21 protein-coding genes are annotated in these 21,760 nt (G+C 49.0%); 10 read left to right on the forward strand and 11 right to left on the reverse strand.

Annotated elements, in window-relative coordinates; all coding sequences use genetic code 11:
* Nucleotides 1-288: 288 nt before the first annotated feature.
* Genes ylqF through EXY25_RS09230 form a run of 3 tightly spaced genes read left to right on the forward strand, consistent with a single transcriptional unit; the run spans nt 289 to nt 1,818 of the window.
* Nucleotides 289-1,209: a ribosome biogenesis GTPase YlqF gene (gene ylqF / locus EXY25_RS09220; protein ID WP_130566511.1), complete on the forward strand. Its 921-nt coding sequence runs from the start codon at nt 289-291 to the stop codon at nt 1,207-1,209.
* A 41-nt stretch (nt 1,210-1,250) separates the two neighbouring features.
* On the forward strand, nt 1,251-1,538 hold the full coding sequence (locus tag EXY25_RS09225) for a DUF1244 domain-containing protein (protein ID WP_130566512.1): 288 nt from the start codon (nt 1,251-1,253) through the stop codon (nt 1,536-1,538).
* Nucleotides 1,519-1,818, forward strand: a complete 300-nt coding sequence (locus EXY25_RS09230) for a TfoX/Sxy family DNA transformation protein (protein ID WP_130566513.1) — start codon at nt 1,519-1,521, stop codon at nt 1,816-1,818. Before EXY25_RS09225 ends, EXY25_RS09230 begins: the two co-directional genes overlap by 20 nt.
* A 12-nt stretch (nt 1,819-1,830) precedes the next feature.
* Here EXY25_RS09230 and EXY25_RS09235 read toward each other — a convergent pair whose 3' ends face one another.
* Nucleotides 1,831-3,003, reverse strand: a complete 1,173-nt coding sequence (locus EXY25_RS09235) for a cation:proton antiporter (RefSeq protein ID WP_114337338.1) — start codon at nt 3,001-3,003, stop codon at nt 1,831-1,833.
* Nucleotides 3,004-3,308: 305 nt separating this feature from the next.
* Here EXY25_RS09235 and EXY25_RS09240 point away from each other — a divergent pair, with 305 nt between their 5' ends.
* The 4 genes from EXY25_RS09240 to EXY25_RS09255 all read left to right on the forward strand — a co-directional run bounded on the left by EXY25_RS09240 (nt 3,309) and on the right by EXY25_RS09255 (nt 8,260).
* Nucleotides 3,309-4,631 (forward strand): DUF5610 domain-containing protein, encoded by a 1,323-nt coding sequence (locus EXY25_RS09240; RefSeq protein WP_165419311.1) that lies wholly within the window; start codon nt 3,309-3,311, stop codon nt 4,629-4,631.
* 173 nt (nt 4,632-4,804) lie between these two features.
* Nucleotides 4,805-5,719 carry a cation diffusion facilitator family transporter gene (locus EXY25_RS09245; protein WP_158537968.1) on the forward strand — a complete coding sequence of 305 codons (915 nt, stop codon included), beginning with the start codon at nt 4,805-4,807 and terminating at the stop codon, nt 5,717-5,719.
* 251 nt (nt 5,720-5,970) lie between these two features.
* Nucleotides 5,971-7,815, forward strand: a complete 1,845-nt coding sequence (locus EXY25_RS09250; protein ID WP_207232135.1) for an alpha-amylase — start codon at nt 5,971-5,973, stop codon at nt 7,813-7,815.
* 220 nt (nt 7,816-8,035) lie between these two features.
* A complete protein-coding gene (locus EXY25_RS09255; RefSeq protein ID WP_158537969.1) occupies nt 8,036-8,260 on the forward strand; it encodes a DUF2375 family protein in 225 nt (74 codons plus the stop codon).
* Between the two features lie 48 nt (nt 8,261-8,308).
* Here the strand turns inward: EXY25_RS09255 and EXY25_RS09260 are convergent, their stop codons facing one another.
* The 9 genes from EXY25_RS09260 to EXY25_RS09300 form a co-directional block, all read right to left on the reverse strand.
* On the reverse strand, nt 8,309-8,755 hold the full coding sequence (locus EXY25_RS09260) for a phosphate-starvation-inducible PsiE family protein (RefSeq protein WP_114337343.1): 447 nt from the start codon (nt 8,753-8,755) through the stop codon (nt 8,309-8,311).
* Nucleotides 8,756-8,797: 42 nt separating this feature from the next.
* Nucleotides 8,798-9,184 carry a Na+/H+ antiporter subunit G gene (locus EXY25_RS09265; RefSeq protein ID WP_114337344.1) on the reverse strand — a complete coding sequence of 129 codons (387 nt, stop codon included), beginning with the start codon at nt 9,182-9,184 and terminating at the stop codon, nt 8,798-8,800.
* A 9-nt stretch (nt 9,185-9,193) separates the two neighbouring features.
* Nucleotides 9,194-9,463 (reverse strand): K+/H+ antiporter subunit F, encoded by a 270-nt coding sequence (locus EXY25_RS09270; RefSeq protein WP_114337345.1) that lies wholly within the window; start codon nt 9,461-9,463, stop codon nt 9,194-9,196.
* The gene (locus tag EXY25_RS09275; protein ID WP_114337346.1) at nt 9,457-9,957 is read right to left on the reverse strand and encodes a Na+/H+ antiporter subunit E; all 501 of its coding nucleotides are present in this window, start codon (nt 9,955-9,957) and stop codon (nt 9,457-9,459) included. The genes EXY25_RS09270 and EXY25_RS09275 overlap by 7 nt, the downstream gene beginning before the upstream one ends.
* The gene (locus EXY25_RS09280; protein WP_114337347.1) at nt 9,957-11,459 is read right to left on the reverse strand and encodes a monovalent cation/H+ antiporter subunit D; all 1,503 of its coding nucleotides are present in this window, start codon (nt 11,457-11,459) and stop codon (nt 9,957-9,959) included. The genes EXY25_RS09275 and EXY25_RS09280 overlap by 1 nt, the downstream gene beginning before the upstream one ends.
* The gene (locus EXY25_RS09285; protein ID WP_114337348.1) at nt 11,456-11,824 is read right to left on the reverse strand and encodes a Na+/H+ antiporter subunit C; all 369 of its coding nucleotides are present in this window, start codon (nt 11,822-11,824) and stop codon (nt 11,456-11,458) included. Before EXY25_RS09285 ends, EXY25_RS09280 begins: the two co-directional genes overlap by 4 nt.
* Entirely contained in the window at nt 11,824-14,613 is a 2,790-nt protein-coding gene (locus EXY25_RS09290; RefSeq protein WP_130566516.1) for a monovalent cation/H+ antiporter subunit A, read from the reverse strand. Before EXY25_RS09290 ends, EXY25_RS09285 begins: the two co-directional genes overlap by 1 nt.
* A 251-nt stretch (nt 14,614-14,864) precedes the next feature.
* On the reverse strand, nt 14,865-15,611 hold the full coding sequence (locus tag EXY25_RS09295) for an RES family NAD+ phosphorylase (protein ID WP_114337350.1): 747 nt from the start codon (nt 15,609-15,611) through the stop codon (nt 14,865-14,867).
* The gene (locus tag EXY25_RS09300; RefSeq protein WP_114337351.1) at nt 15,608-15,961 is read right to left on the reverse strand and encodes an MbcA/ParS/Xre antitoxin family protein; all 354 of its coding nucleotides are present in this window, start codon (nt 15,959-15,961) and stop codon (nt 15,608-15,610) included. The genes EXY25_RS09295 and EXY25_RS09300 overlap by 4 nt, the downstream gene beginning before the upstream one ends.
* A 220-nt stretch (nt 15,962-16,181) precedes the next feature.
* Here EXY25_RS09300 and EXY25_RS09305 point away from each other — a divergent pair, with 220 nt between their 5' ends.
* The 3 genes from EXY25_RS09305 (at nt 16,182) to feoB (ending at nt 19,437) form a co-directional block, all read left to right on the forward strand.
* Nucleotides 16,182-16,700, forward strand: coding sequence for a GNAT family N-acetyltransferase (locus EXY25_RS09305; RefSeq protein ID WP_130566517.1), 519 nt, complete (start codon nt 16,182-16,184; stop codon nt 16,698-16,700).
* Nucleotides 16,701-16,954: 254 nt separating this feature from the next.
* Nucleotides 16,955-17,191 carry a FeoA family protein gene (locus EXY25_RS09310; RefSeq protein WP_114337353.1) on the forward strand — a complete coding sequence of 79 codons (237 nt, stop codon included), beginning with the start codon at nt 16,955-16,957 and terminating at the stop codon, nt 17,189-17,191.
* Entirely contained in the window at nt 17,188-19,437 is a 2,250-nt protein-coding gene (gene feoB / locus EXY25_RS09315) for a ferrous iron transport protein B (RefSeq protein ID WP_130566518.1), read from the forward strand. The genes EXY25_RS09310 and feoB overlap by 4 nt, the downstream gene beginning before the upstream one ends.
* 81 nt (nt 19,438-19,518) lie before the next feature.
* Here feoB and EXY25_RS09320 read toward each other — a convergent pair whose 3' ends face one another.
* Nucleotides 19,519-21,735, reverse strand: coding sequence for an alpha-amylase (locus EXY25_RS09320; RefSeq protein WP_130566519.1), 2,217 nt, complete (start codon nt 21,733-21,735; stop codon nt 19,519-19,521).
* Between the last annotated feature and the right edge of the window lie 25 nt (nt 21,736-21,760).

Raw genomic sequence — 21,760 nt, forward strand, 5'->3', positions numbered from 1 at the left:
AAGGCTTTGGAGGAGAAAATGTTAAAAGTATGGGCAGCTAAAAAAGGTGATCACGCTCCGCTGGCAGATTACCAAGCGTAAGTTTTTGTAACTGGTTGGTTACAAGCAGAGGATTTACATATTGAGATATGCTGCTCCCCATCAGTGTGTTTATTGCTGGGGAGTCATTGGCGAAGTGTACAGAGCGTTTGAAGTAAGCTTTAGATAAGTTCTGATTTTGAACAGCAACAGGTTAAACTAGCGCGCAACGGGAAATCCAAGTTACAGCAAACGGCAAGGGGCAGTTAGATGGCGATTCAATGGTATCCGGGACACATGCACAAGGCGCAGAAAGAGATCGCTGAAGTGATGCCACAGATGGATCTGATTATCGAAGTGTTGGACGCCCGTATTCCTTACAGTAGTAGTAATCCAATGATCACTAAGTTACGTGGCGATAAGCCGGTAATTAAGGTTCTAAACAAGCGCGATCTTGCCGACCCGCTCCTAACAGCCCGTTGGGTGGACTATTTGGAACAGGAAACCGGGGTTAGAGCTTTGCCCCTGACAACGCAGCAGCCGTCTGAAATTAAAACCATCATCGAACTGTGCCGTAAATTGGTACCTCACCGGGACCAAGCTGGCAAAAATATTCGCGCCATGATTATGGGGATCCCCAATGTGGGTAAGTCGACCACGATTAATATTCTTGCTGATCGTATTATTGCCAAGACCGGTAACGAGCCCGCAGTAACTAAGGCGCAGCAGCGCATCAATCTGCAGAATGGTGTGGTGCTAACTGACACCCCGGGCATGCTATGGCCTAAGGTGGAAAACGAAAATAGTGGTTATCGCTTAGCTGTGACCGGGGCTGTTAAAGACACCGCAATGGAGTCTGATGACGTGGGTATGTATGCAGCGGACTATTTGTTGCTGGCTTACCCTGAGCAACTGAAACAGCGCTATCAGTTGTCAGAGTTACCGGAGACTGGCTGGGATCTGTTGGAAATGATAGGGCGTAAGCGCGGCTGTTTACGTTCCGGTGGCAAGGTCGAAATGAATAAAGCGGCAGATCTTCTGTTACATGAAGTTCGTGCAGGTACGCTAGGAAAAATCACCATGGAGACTCCGGATATGGTGATTGACGAAGAAGCCTTGATAGCAAAACGTCTAGCGGAAAAAGCGGCGAAGGATGCACAACGCAAAGCTAAATTTAAAGGCCGTCGTTAAACGGGCTTTGGGTCGAGAAGAATTGAGGAAGGATGGTCACGATGGAAAAGCAGACTGAAATTGAAGCGGCGGTGTTACGTCGTTTATTAGCTCATTTAGACAGTCGTAAAGATGTTCAAAATATTGAGCTGATGAACCTAGCGGGTTTTTGCCGTAACTGCTTATCAAAATGGATGGTGGCAGAGGCTGCTCAGCTGGATGTAGCGGTTGACCCTGACGAGGCCAGAGAACACATTTACGGTATGCCTTACAGTGAATGGAAGGCGAAGTATCAAAAAGAAGCCACTCCGGAACAGTTGGCCGCTTTTAATGCCAGCCAGAAAAAATAGTCAGGCGTGGGATGAGATCGCTGCGCTGCCAAACTTGGGGGCTGTGTCGGCGAAAATGCTACTTGCAGCCGGTATCGCTTCTTTGACTGAATTACAGGCTTTAGGGGCTGTTCGCTGTTTTCTGCGGGTCGAGCAGCAGTTGTTAAAGCCACCCAGCCTGAATCTGCTTTATGCGCTTGAAGGCGCGCTAGTTAACACCCATTGGTGCACTGTTAAACGGGAGGTGGGAGGGCAACTTATTCTGGAGTTAGATGCTGCCCGGCAAGCGCTTAAGGCTTAAAGATACGTGAGCTTAGTCTCTGCGTAGTTTAGGTTTGGTGGAGATCGGTGTGGGGTAACGCTTAACCACCCAATAGGTAGAAAAGATAAAGGTGGCTATGGTTGCAGATTGTATTAAGGTAGCTCCTTCGCTGCTTAATACGCCGCTGCTTAGCGCGGAAAAGGCCACCAACATAGAGAACTCACTGGCTTGCCCCAAGCGAACTCCAAGCTGTTGAGATATCGCTCTATCTTCACCCGTCCAGATAAATGCTTTTTTAAAGCTAAGCACCTTCAGCCCTACTAATACTACGCCGAAACAGAAGCCGGACAACATTAAAAATGGTGCCATTCCAGCATCGAATTGCGCACCGATGGCAAAGAAAAATAGGATCAGGAAAAACTCCCTTAATGGTTTCAGGTGCTCAGCGATGGCCATCGCCACTTGACTGACAGCAATCGATAGGCCAGCTAAAAAGGCGCCAATCTCGTATGAGAGACCAAGTTGATGGGCGGCTTCCGCCCAAAACAGACACCACGCCAGAGTAGCCACAAATGTGTATTCCTGGATCACATCAAAGCGGCGGAACAGTGGCAACACGATGAAGCGCACCCCAGCAAAGGCCAGTATGGCGATGCCAACTAATTTCACTAGCAGCATCGCGAATGTGGTGAGCATCGCTTCACCTGCATCAATATTCAAAAACAGGATCACCATGATAGCCAGAATGTCTTGCAGCAGCAGTACACTGGTCATCACCTCACCAATGTGTTTGTGATGCAAGGCCGTTGTGGGGATCAGCTTCAGGCCAATGACGGTGCTTGAAAACATGAGTGCCGCACCTATCACCAGCGCTTCTTTTAGCGGCATCCCCATACTGAGGGCAAACACAAAACTGGCGCTAAAAAATAGCAGGGAGGTGCCGAGGGTTATCAGTGCTGTTTTCTGAAATAGCAGTAACAGCTTTCTGGGTTGCAGATGTAAGCCAAGTAAAAACAGCAGCAGGATCACCCCCACATGGGCGATCTGTTCAATGTTGTTGGCATTAGGGATCAAGTCAAAGCCGGATGGGCCGATGAGGATCCCGGCAACAATGTAAGCAAGAATGATTGGCTGGCGAGCGTACAGGAATGCAGTGCCAATAATGGCAGCACTGACCACTATCATGGAAAGCTGTATGACTATGGTGTCAAAGCTGATCTGCATTATTTATCTTTATCCTGCGGGTACTGCTTTCATCCGTATCTGCAGAATAACCGGAAATGGGTATCAATTGGCAATATTCTTCTCAGTAAAAGCACGGTGATAGTCTTTTAATAATGTGATCCACATTCGAAAAAATGTGCTGTTTCAGTGAGTTATACTATCATTCAAAAATGATTAAAGTCTGTACAATTTGTGCCGATAACCTAAGCGTATAATTTTAACTTTTTTATGCCGATGGCTGATCATAGAGCCGCTCATTGATGGCAATGGGCTGGCTAGTCAGTACATAGGGCTAAGGTATGATGATGAATAAGATCCCAGACCTGATGAATCTGTTGCGTCCACAGCCGGGAAGTGCCGGCCGCCTGGGTCAGCCACAGAATGATGCTGCGGGTGGCCTGAAGTCGGCCCCGGGTTTGGTTTCGCAACCCGGCGAAGATGTTTCTTTGCGCTCGCCATTTCAAGTTGCGATGCGCTCTTTGGCCGATTCAGTCTATAAAAATTTGCCATTTTCGCCGCAACAAGCGGCATCATCAGAGGCTCCGGTTGAAGAAAATACCGGTGGTTTTGATTACGAGCTTGTGGCTAACAATGTGACTTCCTATATCGAAAAGGCGGTTAACCAAGCGCGGGAGCGCGGTGAAAGCGATGAGTATCTCGAAGATATGATGGCGCAGGCTCGCATCGGTGTAGATCAAGGCTTCGGTGAAGCGCGCGACGAACTTGAAGATATGGGCATGATGAGCGAAGAGCTGGGGAATGGCATAGATAAGAGCTATGACTTGATCCAGCAACGCTTAGGCGAGTTCGAGAAAGAGCTGTTTGCTGGTGATGAAGTGGCGTTATCTTCGCCGCAAGTAGAGGTGACTCGTAGTAGTTCCACAGAAAGTTATAGCAGCGGTGGCGACTTCAGTGGCGCGCAGTTAGTGGGGCAGGCTGCTTCCTATCGGGTTGAAAACAGTGCTTCTTTGGAGCTGTTCACCAAAGAGGGAGATAAGATCGCTATCAGTTTCAATGCATTACAAGCCAGCTCTATGGGGATGGGATATGCTTCGAATGATAACGGCGAAGCACTTATTTCTAGCTACAGCAATGAGTCCTCGTTTGGCTTCTCTTTTTCCGTCGAAGGCGATCTGAGTGAAGAGGAGATGGCAGCGATCACTGATTTTATTAATCAGGTGGCAGGCGTTGCCGATTCATTCTTTGCTGGGGACTTTGATGCAGCGTTTGATAAAGCCAATGAACTGGGCTTTGATGATTCACAAATTGCATCATTCTCAATGAGTTTGGAACAAACCCAAACGATTGCGGCTGCGAAGGTGTACCAGCAGGTACAAGATCAGCCATCAACCACACAGCCTGGGGCGGGAGCGAGTTCCTTGTATGACATCATGGAGCCACTTAGTGAATACATTAAACAGTTTAAAGAGTTGATTGAGCAAAGCGAGTCTATTTTTGCAGAATCCACTGAGAAATCGACTGCGGCTATTGACCAGGTGGCTGAAAAAATTCTGCCATTCCTGCAGCCAGAGCAGCAGGACGCGGCCAATCGTTTTCAGGAGTTTAACCAACGGTTGCTGCAAGCTCTTGAGCAGTTAGAAGCACCGGTTCAAGCGCCGCTTGAATAGTTGCTAGCAATCCCTATTGGGTAGCAAGAAGGGTTAGCATTGCTGGCCCTTTTTTATATCTGGCGCAGAGGTTTCTAAGGGGGGACCCCCTCCGACTAGGCTAGATTTTGACGGGCTTGCTTGCTTACTAACCGCTATACTTTTCTCCACGTAGACTTGTTATGGGAGGATTTATGGCTTTTCGCCATGGCATTAGTAGGGAGCAACTTGCCCTAAAAATATCTTTGATTGCGACTTTGATAATGGTTGCTCTTGGCATCAGCTTTGGCTTGCTCTCCGGCTCTTCCGCTATTTTGCTCGACGGTTTTTTCTCTCTCTTTAGCACTGCAATGACAGGCCTTGGCCTTATAACCAGTTACTTGGTAACGCGCGACGAAGATCGGCGCTTTCAGTTCGGTTATGCCTACATTGAACCCTTAGTGACAACTCTAAATGGCATCGCTATTTTGCTCATGTGTGGTTTTGCTATTTTTTATGGTGTCGAAGCCATTTGGTCTGGTGGGCATCATGTTGCGTTGGCGTTCGCGTTACCTTATGCCTTGCTAAGTAGCCTGTTGTGTTGGTGTTGTTACGCTTTTATGCGGCGTGAGAGCCGTCGCACTGGCTCCTCGTTGCTAGAGATCGATAGTCATGAGTGGCTAGTGGATGGTTTGTTAAGTAGCGTCGTACTCGCCGGCTTTGTTGTGGCGCAGGGGCTAACTTGGTTTGGCTTCGAAAGCTGGGTTAGGTTTGTTGACCCGATATTGATGCTGTTATTAAGCAGTGTCGCTTTAATTCTACCTCTCAGGGTGCTGTTTCGGAGCTTAAAAGATCTACTCGCGATGGCACCAGACGACGATTTTGCCCAACAGCTGCCATGTAAGTTGGCGGTTGTTAAAAGGCAGCATGAACTGCGAGGCTACCGTCATTACCTTTCTCGCTCCGGTCGGCGCTACGATCTGGAGGTGAACTTCTTAGTCGCTCAGGATTGTGAATTGTCGATGGCGGAACAAGATTTCATTCGGCGCCGCTTATGGCAAGATTTGCAACAGCAGCAATCCGATTTGTGGTTAACGGTGAGTTTCACCGCTAATCGGCGCTGGTTGTAATCGTTGCGTTGTCGTGGGGCGGTTTCTGAATAGGAGTGGATGGTAAGCCGTTTTCGGCGTCTGCCTTTCTATTAATCTATCGGTTTTAGTTTACCAGGGGGATATTTTTTGACGCATTGAATGCAAATTTTTTGACTCTAATGCTATTCGGTATCACTAACATCGTGCTATTTTTGAGCAACTAACATGACTTTATGAGTAAAGAAGTTATTTCTCTACTCTTTCTCAATTTATCTTATCGGGATATGGATATGAAACACCCGTTCCATTACGCGGCCATGGCCTCCGCTCTTACCTTAATGCTTGGCGCTTGTGCGACAGGCGATGTCGATACAGCAACTACTGGTCCGATTGTGGCCAGTTCTGGCTCAGTCTCCCAAGCTCAGTGCTCACGTTGGAACGGAGAGGAGGTCAGTGTCAATGTTTCTAAAGCGTTCAGTGACGGCGAACTGATTCGAGATTTCTATTCTGGTCAGGAAACTACGGTACGCAATGGCAAGGTGGCATTGACGCCTGCCGCCGACAGCGAAGGTTTATTGCTATTGGAGCGGGTGGATAGTAAGGAGAGTAGCTTTAGCTGGGATAACGCCAATGTCTATTTTGTTATCACTGACCGATTTGAAAATGGCGATCCTTCAAATGATAACAGCTACGGGCGTAAGCCCGATGGTGCGAATGAGATCGGTACGTTTCATGGTGGTGATCTGAAGGGCCTCACGAGTAAGCTGGATCATATTGCTTCACTAGGTACTAATGCTATCTGGGTGACCGCACCTTATGAGCAGGTGCATGGTTGGACTGGTGGTGGTATTCGCGGTGATTTTAAGCATTACGCGTATCACGGCTACTACGCCATGGATTACACCACGATGGATGCCAACATGGGTACCGAAGAAGATTTTCGCACCTTTGTAGACGCGGCCCATGAGCGTGGTATCCGCGTGGTGATGGATATCGTTATGAACCACCCAGGCTACGCGACACTGCAAGATATGCAGGAGTTCAAGTTCGGTAAGATGCGTGCAACGGTTAAATCTACGGAAGAAGTGCTCGGCGTAGAAGAGCATTGGACTGATTGGGAGCCGCCAAAGGGTAAGAATTACCATTACTTCAACCGTTATATCAACTACGAAAGCAGTGAATGGGGTAACTGGTGGGGCCAAGCCTGGGTCCGTGCCGGGATCGCTGGTTACGATTCGCCAGGAGAGAGCGAACAGAAAATGTCGCTGGCTTACTTACCAGATTTTAAGACTGAGTCATCTAACGAGTCCGGGCTGCCTAATTTTTATAAGAATAAACCTGATACCAAAGCTGTTGAAATTCCAGGTTATACGGTACGCCAGTATTTAGTTAAATGGCTTTCTGACTGGGTGCGTGAATACGGTGTTGATGGCTTTCGGATCGATACCGCTAAGCATGTAGAGATGGATGCATGGGCGGAACTAAAGGATGCGGGTGTTGCTGCGCTGGCAGAATGGAAAGCCAACAACCCTGACAAGAAGTTGGATGATTTACCATTCTGGACGACGGGTGAAGTTTGGGGGCATGGTGTCACTAAATCAGGTTATTTCAGCCACGGTAAATTTGATTCCATTATTAACTTTACCTATCAAACTGAAGATGCGGATAAGGCGATGCGTTGTTTCAGCAATGCAGAATCGACGTTCAAGCGTTATGCCAATAAGGTGAATAGCGATACTCAGTTTAACGTCTTGAGCTACCTGTCATCTCACGATACCCGCCTGTTCTTTCACAAAGACGCAAAGAGTGATTTGAGTACCTATAAGCGAATTGCAGCACCGTTCTTGCTCTTGCCTGGTGCTGTTCAGGTGTACTACGGAGATGAAACTGCACGTCCGTTTGGAGTTACCGGCTCTGATAAGCATCAAGGGACTCGGTCTGATATGAATTGGGATCAGATTGTTGATGAACGTGCAGAGCTATTGGCTCATTGGCAGAAAGTTGGCCAGTTCCGCAAGCGGCACTATGCTATCGGTGCCGGTAGCCATGAGCAGATCAGTGACGCGCCTTATGCGTTTGCTCGCTATGCCGGTGATGATGCCGTGGTCGTGGTGTTTGCTGGCCAACCAGAGTAACGTTGTTTAGCTTTTATTAAGCCGCCGTTTGGCGGCTTTTTTTATCTTTCAAGCCGCTTCACTAGAAGTGGCTGTTATCTTGGTGTTGTGCCGCAGTAACCTGCCTGTTATTTAGCGGTTAATTGCTAACCAAAATTGATTGTGCTCAAAAAACAACCTGCGAAATCCTTCAAACTCCGCACACTTAATTATTTCCGTGATTAATTTTGGGGTGAGTCAAGTGAACAGCAAAACAGTGACTGTTATCTACTTTCTGCAGGATGGCTTGGGGCGTATGTGTCAACAGGTCTTTAATAACCTGCAGCTTGATCCTATGGGGCGGGTTAAGTTGCCGTCCGGCTTTAACGAAGGAAAATTGTTAGTGGCGGTACTTGATGGTCAAGTTGATGACATCACCGTGAACGCCGAGTTTTATGACGGGGTGAGTGAAGTGGAGTATGTATAGGCAGCGATTTTGCCTGCCTATATGCTAGCTCGTTGAACCGAGTCAGGGCTATTGATCGTCGAGTTGCTCTTTTCTTGGTATCTTGTTTGTTACCCAATAAGCAATCGCTGCAGCTAAGAATACAATACCAATAGCCACGGTATATTCAGGGCTGAGTTTCTCAGGATCTAAAATTATTACCTTTCGGGCTATCGCCATCAATGCGGTAGCCATGACGATCTTTACGTGGATGACGTCATCACGAAGGTACACCGTGATATTGATAAAGATCTCGATAGCGATCAGTACCGCCATAAAGGCACCAAAAGTCGCCAGCATATCCGAGATGGTCAAGATAAAGGTTGGTGGCGTGGTCAGTTTTTCGTATAGCGTCCAACCTACGTCAATTACCCCCATGACGATAACAAATACCATCAATATGGCGAGCACTTTGACTGACCAGTGAATAACAACATGGAGTCGATTGATTAGTTTGTCATCCCTATTTAACTTCATCTATCGACTCCTAGCCTCTGTTTTTCAGTAGGTTGCTACTAGTTAGTCAACTTTCGTGTCCAAAGGTTCGTCTACCGGCGGTGCTTGCTTTCTCGCTTGGACTATTCGTTGCTGAGTCTTTTCATCACCTAAAACGGTAACTCGGTGATGTAGTGCCGCTTTGGCGAGTAAGTGGGCTGCCACTGGCGCAGTGATAAACAGGAACATGGTAATAAGTAATTCTTTTATACCGAATTCACCCGTCTGGTAGGTAAACATCAATAAAGAGGCTAACAAGGTGGCACCTATGCCTAATGTTGTCGCTTTTGTTGGCGCATGCAGACGGGTAAAAAAGTCCGGTAGCCTGACCAAGCCGATTGAGCCAAGCAACATAAAGAATGCGCCCAGTAGCAGTAAAGCCGAGGCAATGACCTCTATCCAAAATGGCATAACGATTCCTTATTCTACGATGTCGCCGCGCAGCAGGTATTTGCAGAATGCTGAGGTACTGATAAAGCCCAGCAGCGCGATTAACAGAGCACCTTCAAAATAGAGTGGTGATCCACGATACATACCTAGTAGTAAAATCAACGCGATGCTATTGATATACATAGTGTCCACCGCGATGATCCGGTCTGGTGTATTGGGCCCAACAACCAGCCGCCAGGAGTTCAGAATTAGCGCTATTAACACCATTCCGCAGGCAATCATAATACTGATGGTTAACATCCAAATACCTCCTTTAGTGGCTGCTCATAGCGTTGCTTAATATGTGCCACCATCGCTTGTTCGTCATCGATATGCAGAGCATGAACGTAGAGCCACTTCTTATCTTCAGAAAATTCGACGCTGACAGTCCCCGGTGTTAATGAAATAGTGCTGGTGAAAATGGTTAGAGGCAGTTCGCCACTGAGATCTAATGGCACCACAATAAAACCTGGTTTCAGGCGTTTAATCGGTCCCAGCACCCGTTTCATCATCTCTATGTTCGATACGACGATATCCCACAGCACCATAAAGAAATAGCGCAATGCGACCAGCGGCTTCTTCGCCACAGGTTCATCGGCACTCAAGGGCGACACCAACAATGGAATACCTATGGCTAAAAATGCGCCAAGCACCATGTGGCCAGCAGAAAAATCATTTAGCGCCAGCCATACCAGCCATAACAACAAACTATGAAATGGGGTTGGCAGCAGGGCAAAACTGCGGTGTATCTTCATTACATGGCTCCTGCTGTTAATGTGATGCCTTGGTATAGTTGTGCCGCGGCTTGTTGAGTCAGCTCAGTTACAGGCCCACCAAAGGCGACCAGTAACGGGAAGCAAGCCAGTAGTATAACCACGCCAACTATCTGCAAAGCAGGTGTTGATTCGCTGGTGACTTGGTTGCCTTGGGAGCGCCAGAACAGGGTAGTACCTGCCCGAGCCAAGGTGACTAAGGAGATAAGTCCGGCAATCAATATCGCTCCCCAAAACCAAGCCATTTGCGGCTGGTCGATGGTAGATTTCAGTAATAGTGCTTTACCGACAAAGCCGGAAAATGGCGGCATGCCGATAACCGTCAATGCCGCAATAAAAAAGCAGGTGCCAATAAAAGCTGGTTTGGCGATCTTTCTGGCGGTGACAAAGCGATCTTCCGCTTTACCGCGCAGTTGTTGCACGATACCAGCGATTAGAAACAGCGCTGCGGCGACGAGCGTGCTGTGGATTAGATAATAAAGCGCAGCCGCCGTTGTTTGTTCGGTGTTGATCGCGACAGCCATCAGCAAAGTACCGACAGAGATAATGACCAAATTAGCCACCAGTAAACGCAGGCTTTGGCTGGCTAAGACACCAATACAGCCCATGGCTAGCGTTAAGAATGCCAACGGCCATAGCCAGGCTTGTGCCATATTGGCCAGCTCACCGGCTTGTTCACCAAAAATCACGCCATGAATACGCCAAATACTGTAGATACCCACTTTGGTCATGATCGCAAACAGTGCCGCAACCGCCGGTGTTGCGGCGCTGTAGGTACGGGGCAACCAGAACTGTAATGGTAATAGCGCGGCTTTAAGGCCAAATATCGCAAGTAGTAACAGGCCTCCAGCTTTCGCCAGAGGTAACTGTTCGGTTGGCAAATAGGCCACTCTATCCGCCATGTCGGCAAAGTTAAGCGTTCCTAGGGTGCCGTAAAGCGTGCCTAAGGCAAATAGAAATAGCGTGGAACCGATGAGGTTTAAAAATACATAGTGAATATTCGCTTGGGTACGCTGTTTGCCGCCGCCATGGATCATGAGTGCATAGGAGGCGATCAACAGGATCTCGAAGAACACGAACATATTGAAAGCATCGCCAGTTAGAAATGCACCGTTGATACCCATTAACTGAAACATGAACAGCGGATGGAAAAAGCTGCCGCGAGCATCGTCACCGGCACAGGCATACAGATGAGCAGAGAGTCCCAGCACACTGGTAAGCAATAGCATCAAAGCTGCCATCGTATCGGCAACCAGTGAAATGCCAAATGGTGCCTGCCAGTTGCCCAGCGCATACACTTGAATTCCCTGATTATTGATCGTTACCAATAGCCAAACAGAGATAATTAATAGCAGCAGGTTAGCTGCGATAGCAAAGCTACGTTGCCACTGTATGCGCCCTTGCAAAGGAGGCAGGATCAGTAAGATCGCTGCGAGGAATGGCAGCAGTACAGGGAGAACGGCGATATGATCGACTAACTTCATTTCGTCTCCTGAGTTGGGACTGAAGGTTTGGCTAATGGATCCATTGGCTCTTCTCCATCAACATGGTCGTTGCCTAAATCAGCGCGACCACGCATCGCCAAAATGACCGCAAAGGCTGTCATCGCGAAGCCGATCACGATGGCGGTTAAGACCAAGGCTTGAGGCAGTGGATCTGCATGCTGTTTTGCTTGTCCCAAAATGGCAGGTGCATCCAGAGTTAAGCCCCCGCTGCCAAACAGAAACAGGTTCACTGCGTATGAGCACATCAGTAGACCCATCACTAGGGTAAATGTGTGACCCCGTAGCATCATAAAGATGCCGCAGGTGGTCATCAGACCGACGCAGGCTGCGTATAAGGCTTCCATTAATACTTCTCCTCCAGTCGTTCGGTGGTGGTCAATTTACCCAGATGGGCGAGGATCAGCAGTGTCGCGCCAATCACCGTCAGATATACCCCTAAGTCAAAGACCATGGCACTGGCGAGCTCAAATTTACCCACCACTGGTAGTGAGAAATAATCAAACCAACTGGTCAGGAATGGGCGGTCAAACAGCCAACTTCCTAAGCCACTGAGCAATGCGATTAATAGGCCGACACCAATCATGCTGTGGTAACTGATTTTAACCCGCTTACTCATCCATTCGACGCCGTGTGCGAGGTATTGCTGGATCAATGCAACTGCCGTCACCAGACCAGCGATAAAGCCGCCACCCGGTAAGTTATGTCCACGAAGGAAGATATAAGCGGAGATCAGCAGTGACAGAGGGAGCAAACTCTGAGAAACCACAGATAAGATCATCGGATGCTTTTCTTTTGCCCAAGGGCGGTTGGCCATATCTTTTGATGGCATATATAAGGTCATGCCTGCGAGCAATTTGTAGATCCCCAGTGCGGCGATCCCCAGAACGGCAATTTCACCCATGGTGTCAAAGCCGCGGAAGTCGACCAGAATCACGTTGACTACGTTGGTACCGCCACCGCCACTCTTACTATTCTCCAGGAAGAAGGTAGAGATGCTGTCTAGTGGTTGGGTTAGCAGCGCATAGCTGATGGTACCCACCACACTGCCTATCAACGTCGCCAAACTGAGATCACGGACGATATGGCTCGGTTTGGTGCGATCCATCAATGATTCTTGCGGCAGGAAGAACAGTGCCAGTAGTAACAAGATAATTGTCACGACCTCGACCGAAAGTTGGGTTAAGGCTAAATCGGGCGCAGACAGGTAGGCAAAGGCGACAGACACGATCACCCCCACCAGAGATAACATCAGCAAAGCGACAATGCGTTTGTGGCTCCATAAGACAGTCATGATAGAGCCAAGCATGAGCAGAACCGTTCCGGTGATAAAAACACCATCGGGTGGTGTGGTCTCCGCGTATGAGCTCAGATCCAAAGACAGTAGCGGCGCGCCAGCCAGCAGTAGGGCGAACAGTAAGAGTAAAAACGCGTAACGCTGTAGCGAGCCATTCTCTAGTTTTGCATTGAGCTTTCTTGCCGACAACATGATGCCGTTGACGACATTGTGGAAGACGACTTTGGCATCCACTTCAGGAAACTGAGCCTGAAAACGGAACAGATTTCTACGATGATAATAGAGCGTACTACCTGCAACAACGGCCACCAGGCTCATCATCAAAGGCAGGTTGATACCGTGCCACAGTGCGAGGTCGAACTGAGGTAATGGCGCGTTAAGTACAGCCATGGACGCGGCATCCAACAAGGGACCAACGGTCCATTGCGGAAAGATGCCTACGAGCAAACAGATAGCGACCAGGATCTCCACCGGTACCCGCATATATCGTGGCGGTTCGTGGGGCTTCTTCGGAATCTCTTTTGGCTCACCATTAAAGAACACATCGTGGATAAAACGTAGTGAGTAGGCCACCGCCAGTGCGCCCCCCACCGTGGCCAATACCGGTATCAACCAGGATAAAGCGCCCAGGGTACTTTGATGGAGTGTTTCGGCGAAGAACATCTCTTTCGACAAAAAGCCGTTCAGTAGTGGAATACCCGCCATTGATGCTGCTGCCACCATTGCCAGCGTGGCAGTGATTGGCATGTACTTCCACAAGCCATTAATTACCCGCATATCTCGGGTGCCACATTCGTGGTCGATAATCCCAGCAGCCATAAACAGCGAGGCTTTAAAGACCGCATGGTTAATGATGTGGAACACGGCCGCAATGGCTGCCAGCTCAGTATTGAGACCAAACAACAGGGTAATTAGGCCCAAATGACTAATGGTGGAGTAGGCCAGCAGACCTTTTAAATCGTGTTTAAACAGGGCGATATATGCGCCCATTAACAGAGTGGATAATCCCGTTAATGTGACAATGAGAAACCACAGTTCTGTGTCTGCTAACACTGGATAAAAGCGCGCTAGTAAGAACACGCCAGCTTTCACCATGGTCGCCGAATGCAGATAGGCACTGACCGGTGTCGGTGCCGCCATTGCATGGGGTAACCAGAAGTGGAATGGAAACTGGGCGGATTTGGTGAATGCTCCGCCTAAAACCAGTAACAAGATAACTGGGTAGAGCGAGCTGTTACGAATGATGTCGCCACTATCGAGTACTGCGCGCAGATCATAGCTACCGACGAGATTACCTATCAGTAATAATCCCGCTAGCAGTGCTAAACCACCAGCACCTGTGATCGCCAATGCCATCCGTGCACCTTTACGGGCATCGGTATTGTGACCCCAGAAGCTGATAAGCAGGAAGGAGCTCACACTGGTTAGTTCCCAGAAGAACCAAAGCTGGATCAGGTTGCTGGACAATACGACGCCAAGCATGGCTGTCATAAACATAATGAGATAACTGTAGAAACGTCCAACAGCCTCTTTTTCCGAGAGGTAATAACGCGCGTACAGGATCACCAACAGGCCAATACCCAAGATCAGCAAGCTGAATAGAAAACCCAAACCATCCAGATGGAATGAAAGATCCAAATTTAAAGCTGGGATCCAGCTCAGTTGTTGCTGGATCACCACACCGTCAAACACGTTAGGCGCTGCCATTAACACCAATGCTAGCGAACAGGCGGGCAGCACTGCCGTTGCAGTAGCGCAGGCATTGCGGCCCAAACGCTCAGTGAAAAGAGGAACCAAAATGCCCATTAAGGGCAACAGGGGGATTAGGAACAAACTCATCTGTAGTGGGTGCTCCAGTATATTGAGGAAATAAAATATTTAGCCATAATAGTTAGTTACACCAGCCATCGCTACTTAAACTCATTCTGCAATACCATGATGACAAAATGATAGTGCGATAGTTGAACGCGCATGATGATCATCTGTCTGTTCTAAAATAAGCGTCTACTCTCCGATAACCAATTAGTAAAAAAGTTCTCTAAATAGTGATTATCCACGGCTTTCGTTGATTAAAAGCAACATCTAGGCCTTTATGCTGGATGAGGAAGCACGCCATTAATTTGAAATTGTGGCAGGGTAAATGCGCAGATCTCTGGCATGCCAAACTGCTTGGCTGTGCTATGAAACTGTACTCGCTCACCATCCACAAAAGAAAGCATAGGCCATTGCGCCAGTGGTGTCGGACAGGCGAAAGCATCTGCGGTAAACAGGGCGATATTTAGACCATGCTGTGGATCTCTCGCCGACGGATAGATGATCACTTCGGCCTCTTGTTCTCGAAGCAGGGCACCGACGGCCTGCGAAGCGGTGTAATCAATAGGATCAGCGGTATCAATATTACCCTCTGTGAATGTTACCTGACGCAGATCTACCGCCGCATGGGAGGCATAGCTGGCAGTAAATACTGTGTGTTGTGCTTTAATCGGGTTTGGTGGCGCACTGGCCATGCTGTGCCAGAATACCAGACGGTAATAAGCGGTTTCTGCCATCGCTGTGGTGGCCGATAGGCCGCCATAGAACAAGCTAGGCTCGTGCACCGTACCAAAACGGGAACCCCATTTTAATGGTGGATAACGAAATGAGGTGGCAAGCAGAAAGTGCAGGTGTGCGGCGTGAGCCGGCAGAGGTGGCTTAGATTGTTCCAGTAGTTGCTCGAGCAGATACTGTTCGGCCAGATCATCCACCAGTTGCATGGTGGCGATTTGTTGCTGACTTTCGACGATCCGTATCAATTCCCCTTCTACCGATGAGAAGGTGAAGTCCATAGTGAGCTTCATCCACGCCCTCGCATTGCATCAAGGAATTCAGTGACCCTGACCAGCCCCTGGACATCGCGGATCTGCTGGGCAGGAATACCGTGGGTAAGTTTGTTCTCGGTTTGCATAAAGTGGCGCATATTCGCAGTGTCGCCCCCCATCAGTGCATACAAGCTGCGATAGCAGCGGATAAGCAGGGCAGCCAATTGCCCTGGCTTGCTTTCGATATGGATGCCATTGCGGCTGATAGCACTGCGATCTTTACCTATCACTTCTGATAATTCAGACTGAGATAAACCTAACTGCTTAGCGGCATTTTTCACTGCCTTGGCAAGCACATGTTCAGGTGATGCATGGGGGATAGCGGACATAGCGACACTCCAATATGTTGCATATGCACAATATAGTTCATAATGTTGCTTTTGCATAGCTCTGTTCTTGTTTGTCTTAGCTCTGTGCGTTGGGCTCAGCATACTCATTTGATGATGAGATAGGATTTGCTGGCACAGCATAGCCTTTACCTGCACGGTTTAAATTGGTTATTTATCTGGGAAATCTCGTTCTTTGAAGAACTCCTCTAATGGTGAAAATATGATCATTCGTCGATCCAGCACAACAGATTTAGATGCTATCCAACAACTCCATCAGTCAGCCTTTGGTGAAGCAGAGGGTGAGGCCGTCGCTCAGTTGGCATTGGCATTAGTTGCTGACCCTTCTAAGGTCCTGTCGCTGGTCGCGGTAGCAGCGAACAAAGTGATTGGTCATGTGTTATTTTCGCCCATTCAGATCGTCAACTATGACAGTGTATCTGGCTATATTCTTGCGCCGTTGGCGGTTGCACCAACGGCACAAAGACAGGGGGTGGGTATGAAGCTGATCCGGTTTGGCTTGGAGTTATTAGCGAATCAGAGTGTGGATATCGTCATGGTACTTGGTGATCCTAATTACTATGGCCGTTGTGGCTTTCATACTGAGCATAAACTGGCACCTCCTTATTCGTTGCCTTATCCAGAAGCGTGGCAGGCTATTGCTTTGCAAGAGCATGCTCTGCAGGAAGTGAGCGGCCTAGTTAAGTGTGTTCCGGTCCTGATGGCACCGGAATATTGGTAATGTCATCGATTGATAAACAATCTATTGCTGTATGACGCCATGTTGCATGAACGTTAACAACCACTTGATGCAAATCAATACGTCACTTTATTTTGGTAATTAGAATTATTCTCATTATCAATCACCTTTTGTGACTGGTATAATGTCGATACAGCGGAAGAATTCAGGCTGATTAGCTGAAGTTTGATTCGCCGCAAAGCCAACTATTACGGCTGGCTGTTGACTCTTTGATCAGGGAACTATAGGAGCTCAGAATGGTACTTTCTGACGTCAGAATTGGGCAGCGTGCGACAGTCACTGAGCTTTGCTTACAGAGCATTACGGCCAGTCAGCGCCAGCGCTTACTGGCTTCCGGGCTCACCCCTGGTTGCGCCGTTGAATTGGTGCGGAAAGCTCCTTTAGGTGGTGCAGTGCAACTGCAAGTACGGGGCGCTCGCCTCTGTATAGGTTCGCTTTTAGCGCAAGCGATTACGGTGGAGGTTAAGCCATGAGTAAAGCATTTCGCTGTGTGATCGCAGGTAACGCCAACAGCGGCAAATCAACCTTGTTCAATGGCTTAAGTGGCAGCAATGTTTCTGTGGGAAACTGGTCAGGTGTTACGGTTGATAAGAAGATTGGCCATTTCGCTTGCGAGCAGCAGAACTTTGATCTGGTTGATCTACCGGGTTTATTAGATCTCAATGCCATCAATCACGATGGCTTACTTGATGAGTCGATCAGTCAGCAGTGCATTCGCCAGGGCGAGTTTGATCTATTGATTAATCTGGTGGATGCCACGCAATTAGAGCGTAGCCTCTATCTGACGCTGCAGCTTCGTGAGCTTGGCGTGCCGATGTTGGTCCTGTTGAACAAAGCAGAGGTAGTGCAGGCTCGAGATCATAAAATCGACGTTGACCAATTAGCTCAGCAGTTAGATTGTCCGGTGATGTCGATCAGCGCTAAATCTCCCTGCGATATAAAGGCTTTAGTCAGCCGTATTAATACGCTATGCCAGCAGCCACTAGTGTTAAAGCCCTTTACCGTGCCTTTGGGCGACAATGTTGAAATGGCAATAACCAAGCTGGGTGGCGTTCGTGCTGATGCCATTGCACGCCTATTGATGCTGAACGATGAACAGGCGCAGCAGGCGCACGCGCAGCTAACGGCCGACAGCATCCGTCTTTCTGATCATCTCGCCACCCAGCGCTATGCCTTGGTCGATAAGATCTACCAGCAAGCGGTAACGGTAGCTGATGCCAGCTTATCGTTAACTGAGCGTTGGGATCGATATGCGCTGAATGTGTGGACTGGGGTGCCGATTTTCCTCGGTATGATGTATCTGACTTTTATGTTTGCCATCAATTTTGGTGCAGCATTTATCGACTTCTTCGATATTGTTGCTGGCGCGCTATTTGTCGATGGTTTCGGGCAACTGCTGACCAGCGTCGGCTCGCCTGATTGGTTGACGGCAATTCTAGCCAGTGGCGTGGGTGCCGGTGTACAAACGGTAGCGACCTTTATTCCGGTGGTGGCGTTTCTGTATGTGGCATTAAGCATATTGGAGATCTCCGGCTATCTGGCACGGGCAGGGTTTGTTATTGAAGGACTGATGCAAAAGATTGGTCTGCCGGGTAAGGCTTTTGTGCCGTTGATCGTCGGTTTTGGTTGTAATGTCCCCTCAATTACCGCGACCCGTACGCTAGACAGTCGCCGTGAACGTCTAGTGACCGCCATGATGGCACCCTTTATGTCTTGTGGTGCACGCCTGCCTGTGTACGCATTGTTTGCCGCTGCTTTCTTTCCCGATAATGGTCAAAACCTGGTGTTTGCTCTTTATCTCATCGGGATTGTCGCTGCTATTTTGACTGGGGTGTTGCTGCGTTACACCCTACTGCCGGGATTGGCGAGTCAGGGGATGATGGCGTTACCGGATTATGAGATGCCAACGCCGGGAGCCATCGTGCGCCGTACGTGGCACCGTACCAAGCAGTTCGTTCTTGGAGCGGGTAAAATGATTGTGCTGGTGGTGACGGTATTAAGCTTCGTCAATAGCATCGGTACTGATGGTAGCTTTGGTAATGAGGACAGCGAGACGTCGCTGTTATCAAAAACGTCGCAATGGGTGACACCGGTGTTCCACCCTATGGGGATTGCCGATGATAACTGGCCTGCGACCGTCGGCATCGTCACCGGTATTTTTGCTAAAGAAGCGGTGGTTGGTACTCTCAATAGCCTCTATTCTCACGCCGGTGAAGAGGAAGAGGGCGGTGTAGATCTGTTAGCTGCGTTGAATGAAGGGTTATCTACCATTCCTGATAACTTGCTCGGTATCGCCTGGGAAGATCCACTAGGGCTTGATATTGGCGACGTCAGTAACAGCGAAGAGACAGCGGAAGCTTTTGGTTTCGAAACCGGTACCTTAACCAATTTGGAAGCGGGTTTTAAAACCCGGGCGGCGGCGTTTGCCTACCTGCTGTTTATTTTGCTCTATACCCCATGCGCAGCTGTATTGGGGGCTATGTCAGGTGAATTCGGTAACCGCTGGACCGCATTCTCTGCAGTGTACACCTTTGCCTTAGCTTACGCCGTGGCGACGCTGTTTTATCAACTAAGTCAGTTTGCGCTGCAACCTTTGACTTCCACATTGTGGATCAGCCTGATCTTTGTGGTGTCGGCTCTCGTTGTCTGGTTGCTCAGAAGAATGAAACAGCCAGCAAAGATGGGCGTTGGCGATATTCCGGTCATGATCAGAGAATAAGCCTGCTCCATGGGGTTATCTTTGAATGAAAGCGGTGAGCATGCTCACCGCTTTTTTTTTGCTGCAGATTTATTTCACCGTTTACCTGTTGCCTGCAAATACCACCATGACTTTGTCATCTTCCGTTTGACGACTAAAGCTGTAAGGCGCGGCATTTAGTTGTCTATGTTGTCCGCTACCGATCGCAGGATGTCGCTGGCGAAATTGGCCTAAGATCTGCCAATGCTTGAGCAGTGCTGCTCGTGCTCCCGTGATCTCATTCCAGTTCATGTCAGAGCGGGAACCCTGATCCTGTACGCCACCGTCGGGACCTGCTTTTCGCGCGGTTTCATCGCCATAAAAGATCTGTACTGCGCCGGGCAATAACAGCAGCGCGTTGGCGACGTTACGTTGTAGCTCAATATTTTTGTAGCCGGAGAAAAACAGTCGGGTGTCGTGGGACGAGATGTAACTGAGCAGGTTGTAGCCGTCGCCATGGTTAAGTTCTTCGGCATACATAGCGTATAACGGCTCTGCACGTTGTAAACATTGTGCGGCTTTCAGTGCCGGGTCCTGAAAATCGAAATTGATCACCGCATCGAAGCCGTTATCAAAGTAGTGATCTTTTTCTACCCCATGAAACCAGGCTTCCGCCACCATCCATAGTTCGCTGTCGTCGACCTTCTTGTCTGGATTCTGTTGTTTCCACTCTTTTAGCGCCAGCGTCGCTTGTTGTTTCAGCGCAAGCCAATGTTTGGCTTCGACATGTTTGGCGGTATCGGCACGAATACCATCGAAACCGAACTCACGGATCCAATCGACGTTCCATTGGATCAAATGCTCAATGACGGTCTGTTGGCTGTCTTTCATTGACGGGGCTTTCTGCAGTAAAAATGGCGGTAGAGAAACCTGCCGGGTTGACTCCGTTTTAAAGTCGGGGAGGCCACCCACTGATCTGTTTAGCTCCGTGCCGCCGCTAGGCTCATATCCAGGTAAACCGGCGCGGACCCAATCTTTTCCCCACCATTGTTGCCAGCCAGACTTATTCCAATAGTCGATATATTGATTAACACTTTGCCAGCGATCATTCGCGCCAGGCCGCCAATGGTTCCACCTTGGCGGTAGCTGTTCAGTAGCATGGGCCAGTGGCAGCGCGAGATCCTGAATGTCGCCGAGCGTAGCGAATCCTGCATGGTTAAGGATCACATCAAGGATCACTCTGATCCCCCGTTGGTGGGCTTGATCAATAAACTCTCTCAGTGCTTGTCTGTCACCAAAGTTAGGATCCAACATACGGAAGTCCAAGGGCCAATAACCATGATAGCCATACATGGGGAAGCCGCGATCATCGCCAATACCAATAAAACCGTGGACCTGTTCGTAGATGGGAGAGATCCACACCGCATCGACGCCGAGTTGTTGCAAGTAGTCCAGTTTCTCGGTCACGCCTTTAAAATCTCCACCGTGCCAGGTGGCGATGTTTTGTTGGCCATCATCGGTGCGGGCATAACTATGGTCGTTGCTTCTATCGCCATTATGGAAGCGATCGGTGAGCAAGCTGTAAATGATGGCGTTGTTCCAATGCAATGGCTTGGATTTAACGATACTGTCGGCATTATCGGCATTATCGGCATTTTCAAGTAACAGTAGGCCGCCACTCTGCGGTGCAGGTAGCAAGGTGATCTTTCCTCGCTTTACAGTCGCAGTCTGCTGGGAGTAAAAGTCCCTGACCAAGCTACCGTCAGCAAACAGTTCGGATACGTCTACAGTGACCGGTTGGCCGTCCCACTGCAGGCAATCGATCTCAGGTAATTTACGCACGAACTGGCTGGCTTTGGCGGCGCGGCGCACTGTGATCGTTGCTGCCGGCTGTGCAGGCTCTTTATCTCCTGCCAGCGAGATCGAGAACTGGTAATCCCCAGCAAAACGAATATCGAGCTCAAAGTAGCTATCCAGGGCGCAGTCTGAAACAGGAATGGGTTGCACAAACTTCAACGGTGCAGGATTCTCCGGGGCAAAGCTTCGGCCGCAGCTGCGCTGCTTATCTGCGATGTAAAATCGGTATTGACCTTTGGCAAGCGGGGTGACCACTTCAAAGTGACGTTGGCTGGTTAACTGCATTGGTATTGGCGTCGTTGTTGCCTCGGTGGCGTTTGATGCCGATGTGATATTTAGCTGCAGTGTTGGACGCGTTAACGCGGCACTGACCGGATTTATCACCGACACAGATATCAGGATTAGCAGGCTTGCTGTTGTTGCAAGGCGTAAGCGGGTGATGGCCGAATGGTAGCGACCTGAAATTTCACGAATCGATCTCATGATAAGATTCCCTATCTCTTTTTGT

Source organism: Corallincola spongiicola (assembly GCF_004284785.1).
Taxonomy (GTDB): Bacteria; Pseudomonadota; Gammaproteobacteria; order Enterobacterales; family Neiellaceae; genus Corallincola; species Corallincola holothuriorum.

Coding starts and splice junctions, on each gene's coding strand:
- EXY25_RS09290 (WP_130566516.1), bottom strand. CDS start 14,613: ATGAGTTTGTTCCTAATCCCCCTGTTGCCCTTAATGGGCATTTTGGTT.
- EXY25_RS09285 (WP_114337348.1), bottom strand. CDS start 11,824: ATGGAAGCCTTATACGCAGCCTGCGTCGGTCTGATGACCACCTGCGGC.
- EXY25_RS09240 (WP_165419311.1), top strand. CDS start 3,309: ATGAATAAGATCCCAGACCTGATGAATCTGTTGCGTCCACAGCCGGGA.
- EXY25_RS09300 (WP_114337351.1), bottom strand. CDS start 15,961: ATGTCCGCTATCCCCCATGCATCACCTGAACATGTGCTTGCCAAGGCA.
- EXY25_RS09265 (WP_114337344.1), bottom strand. CDS start 9,184: ATGCCATTTTGGATAGAGGTCATTGCCTCGGCTTTACTGCTACTGGGC.
- ylqF (WP_130566511.1), top strand. CDS start 289: ATGGCGATTCAATGGTATCCGGGACACATGCACAAGGCGCAGAAAGAG.
- EXY25_RS09310 (WP_114337353.1), top strand. CDS start 16,955: ATGGTACTTTCTGACGTCAGAATTGGGCAGCGTGCGACAGTCACTGAG.
- EXY25_RS09260 (WP_114337343.1), bottom strand. CDS start 8,755: ATGAAGTTAAATAGGGATGACAAACTAATCAATCGACTCCATGTTGTT.
- EXY25_RS09270 (WP_114337345.1), bottom strand. CDS start 9,463: ATGTTAACCATCAGTATTATGATTGCCTGCGGAATGGTGTTAATAGCG.
- EXY25_RS09305 (WP_130566517.1), top strand. CDS start 16,182: ATGATCATTCGTCGATCCAGCACAACAGATTTAGATGCTATCCAACAA.
- EXY25_RS09280 (WP_114337347.1), bottom strand. CDS start 11,459: ATGAAGTTAGTCGATCATATCGCCGTTCTCCCTGTACTGCTGCCATTC.
- EXY25_RS09230 (WP_130566513.1), top strand. CDS start 1,519: ATGCCAGCCAGAAAAAATAGTCAGGCGTGGGATGAGATCGCTGCGCTG.
- EXY25_RS09225 (WP_130566512.1), top strand. CDS start 1,251: ATGGAAAAGCAGACTGAAATTGAAGCGGCGGTGTTACGTCGTTTATTA.
- EXY25_RS09275 (WP_114337346.1), bottom strand. CDS start 9,957: ATGAAGATACACCGCAGTTTTGCCCTGCTGCCAACCCCATTTCATAGT.
- EXY25_RS09235 (WP_114337338.1), bottom strand. CDS start 3,003: ATGCAGATCAGCTTTGACACCATAGTCATACAGCTTTCCATGATAGTG.
- EXY25_RS09245 (WP_158537968.1), top strand. CDS start 4,805: ATGGCTTTTCGCCATGGCATTAGTAGGGAGCAACTTGCCCTAAAAATA.
- feoB (WP_130566518.1), top strand. CDS start 17,188: ATGAGTAAAGCATTTCGCTGTGTGATCGCAGGTAACGCCAACAGCGGC.
- EXY25_RS09250 (WP_207232135.1), top strand. CDS start 5,971: ATGAAACACCCGTTCCATTACGCGGCCATGGCCTCCGCTCTTACCTTA.
- EXY25_RS09320 (WP_130566519.1), bottom strand. CDS start 21,735: ATGAGATCGATTCGTGAAATTTCAGGTCGCTACCATTCGGCCATCACC.
- EXY25_RS09295 (WP_114337350.1), bottom strand. CDS start 15,611: ATGAAGCTCACTATGGACTTCACCTTCTCATCGGTAGAAGGGGAATTG.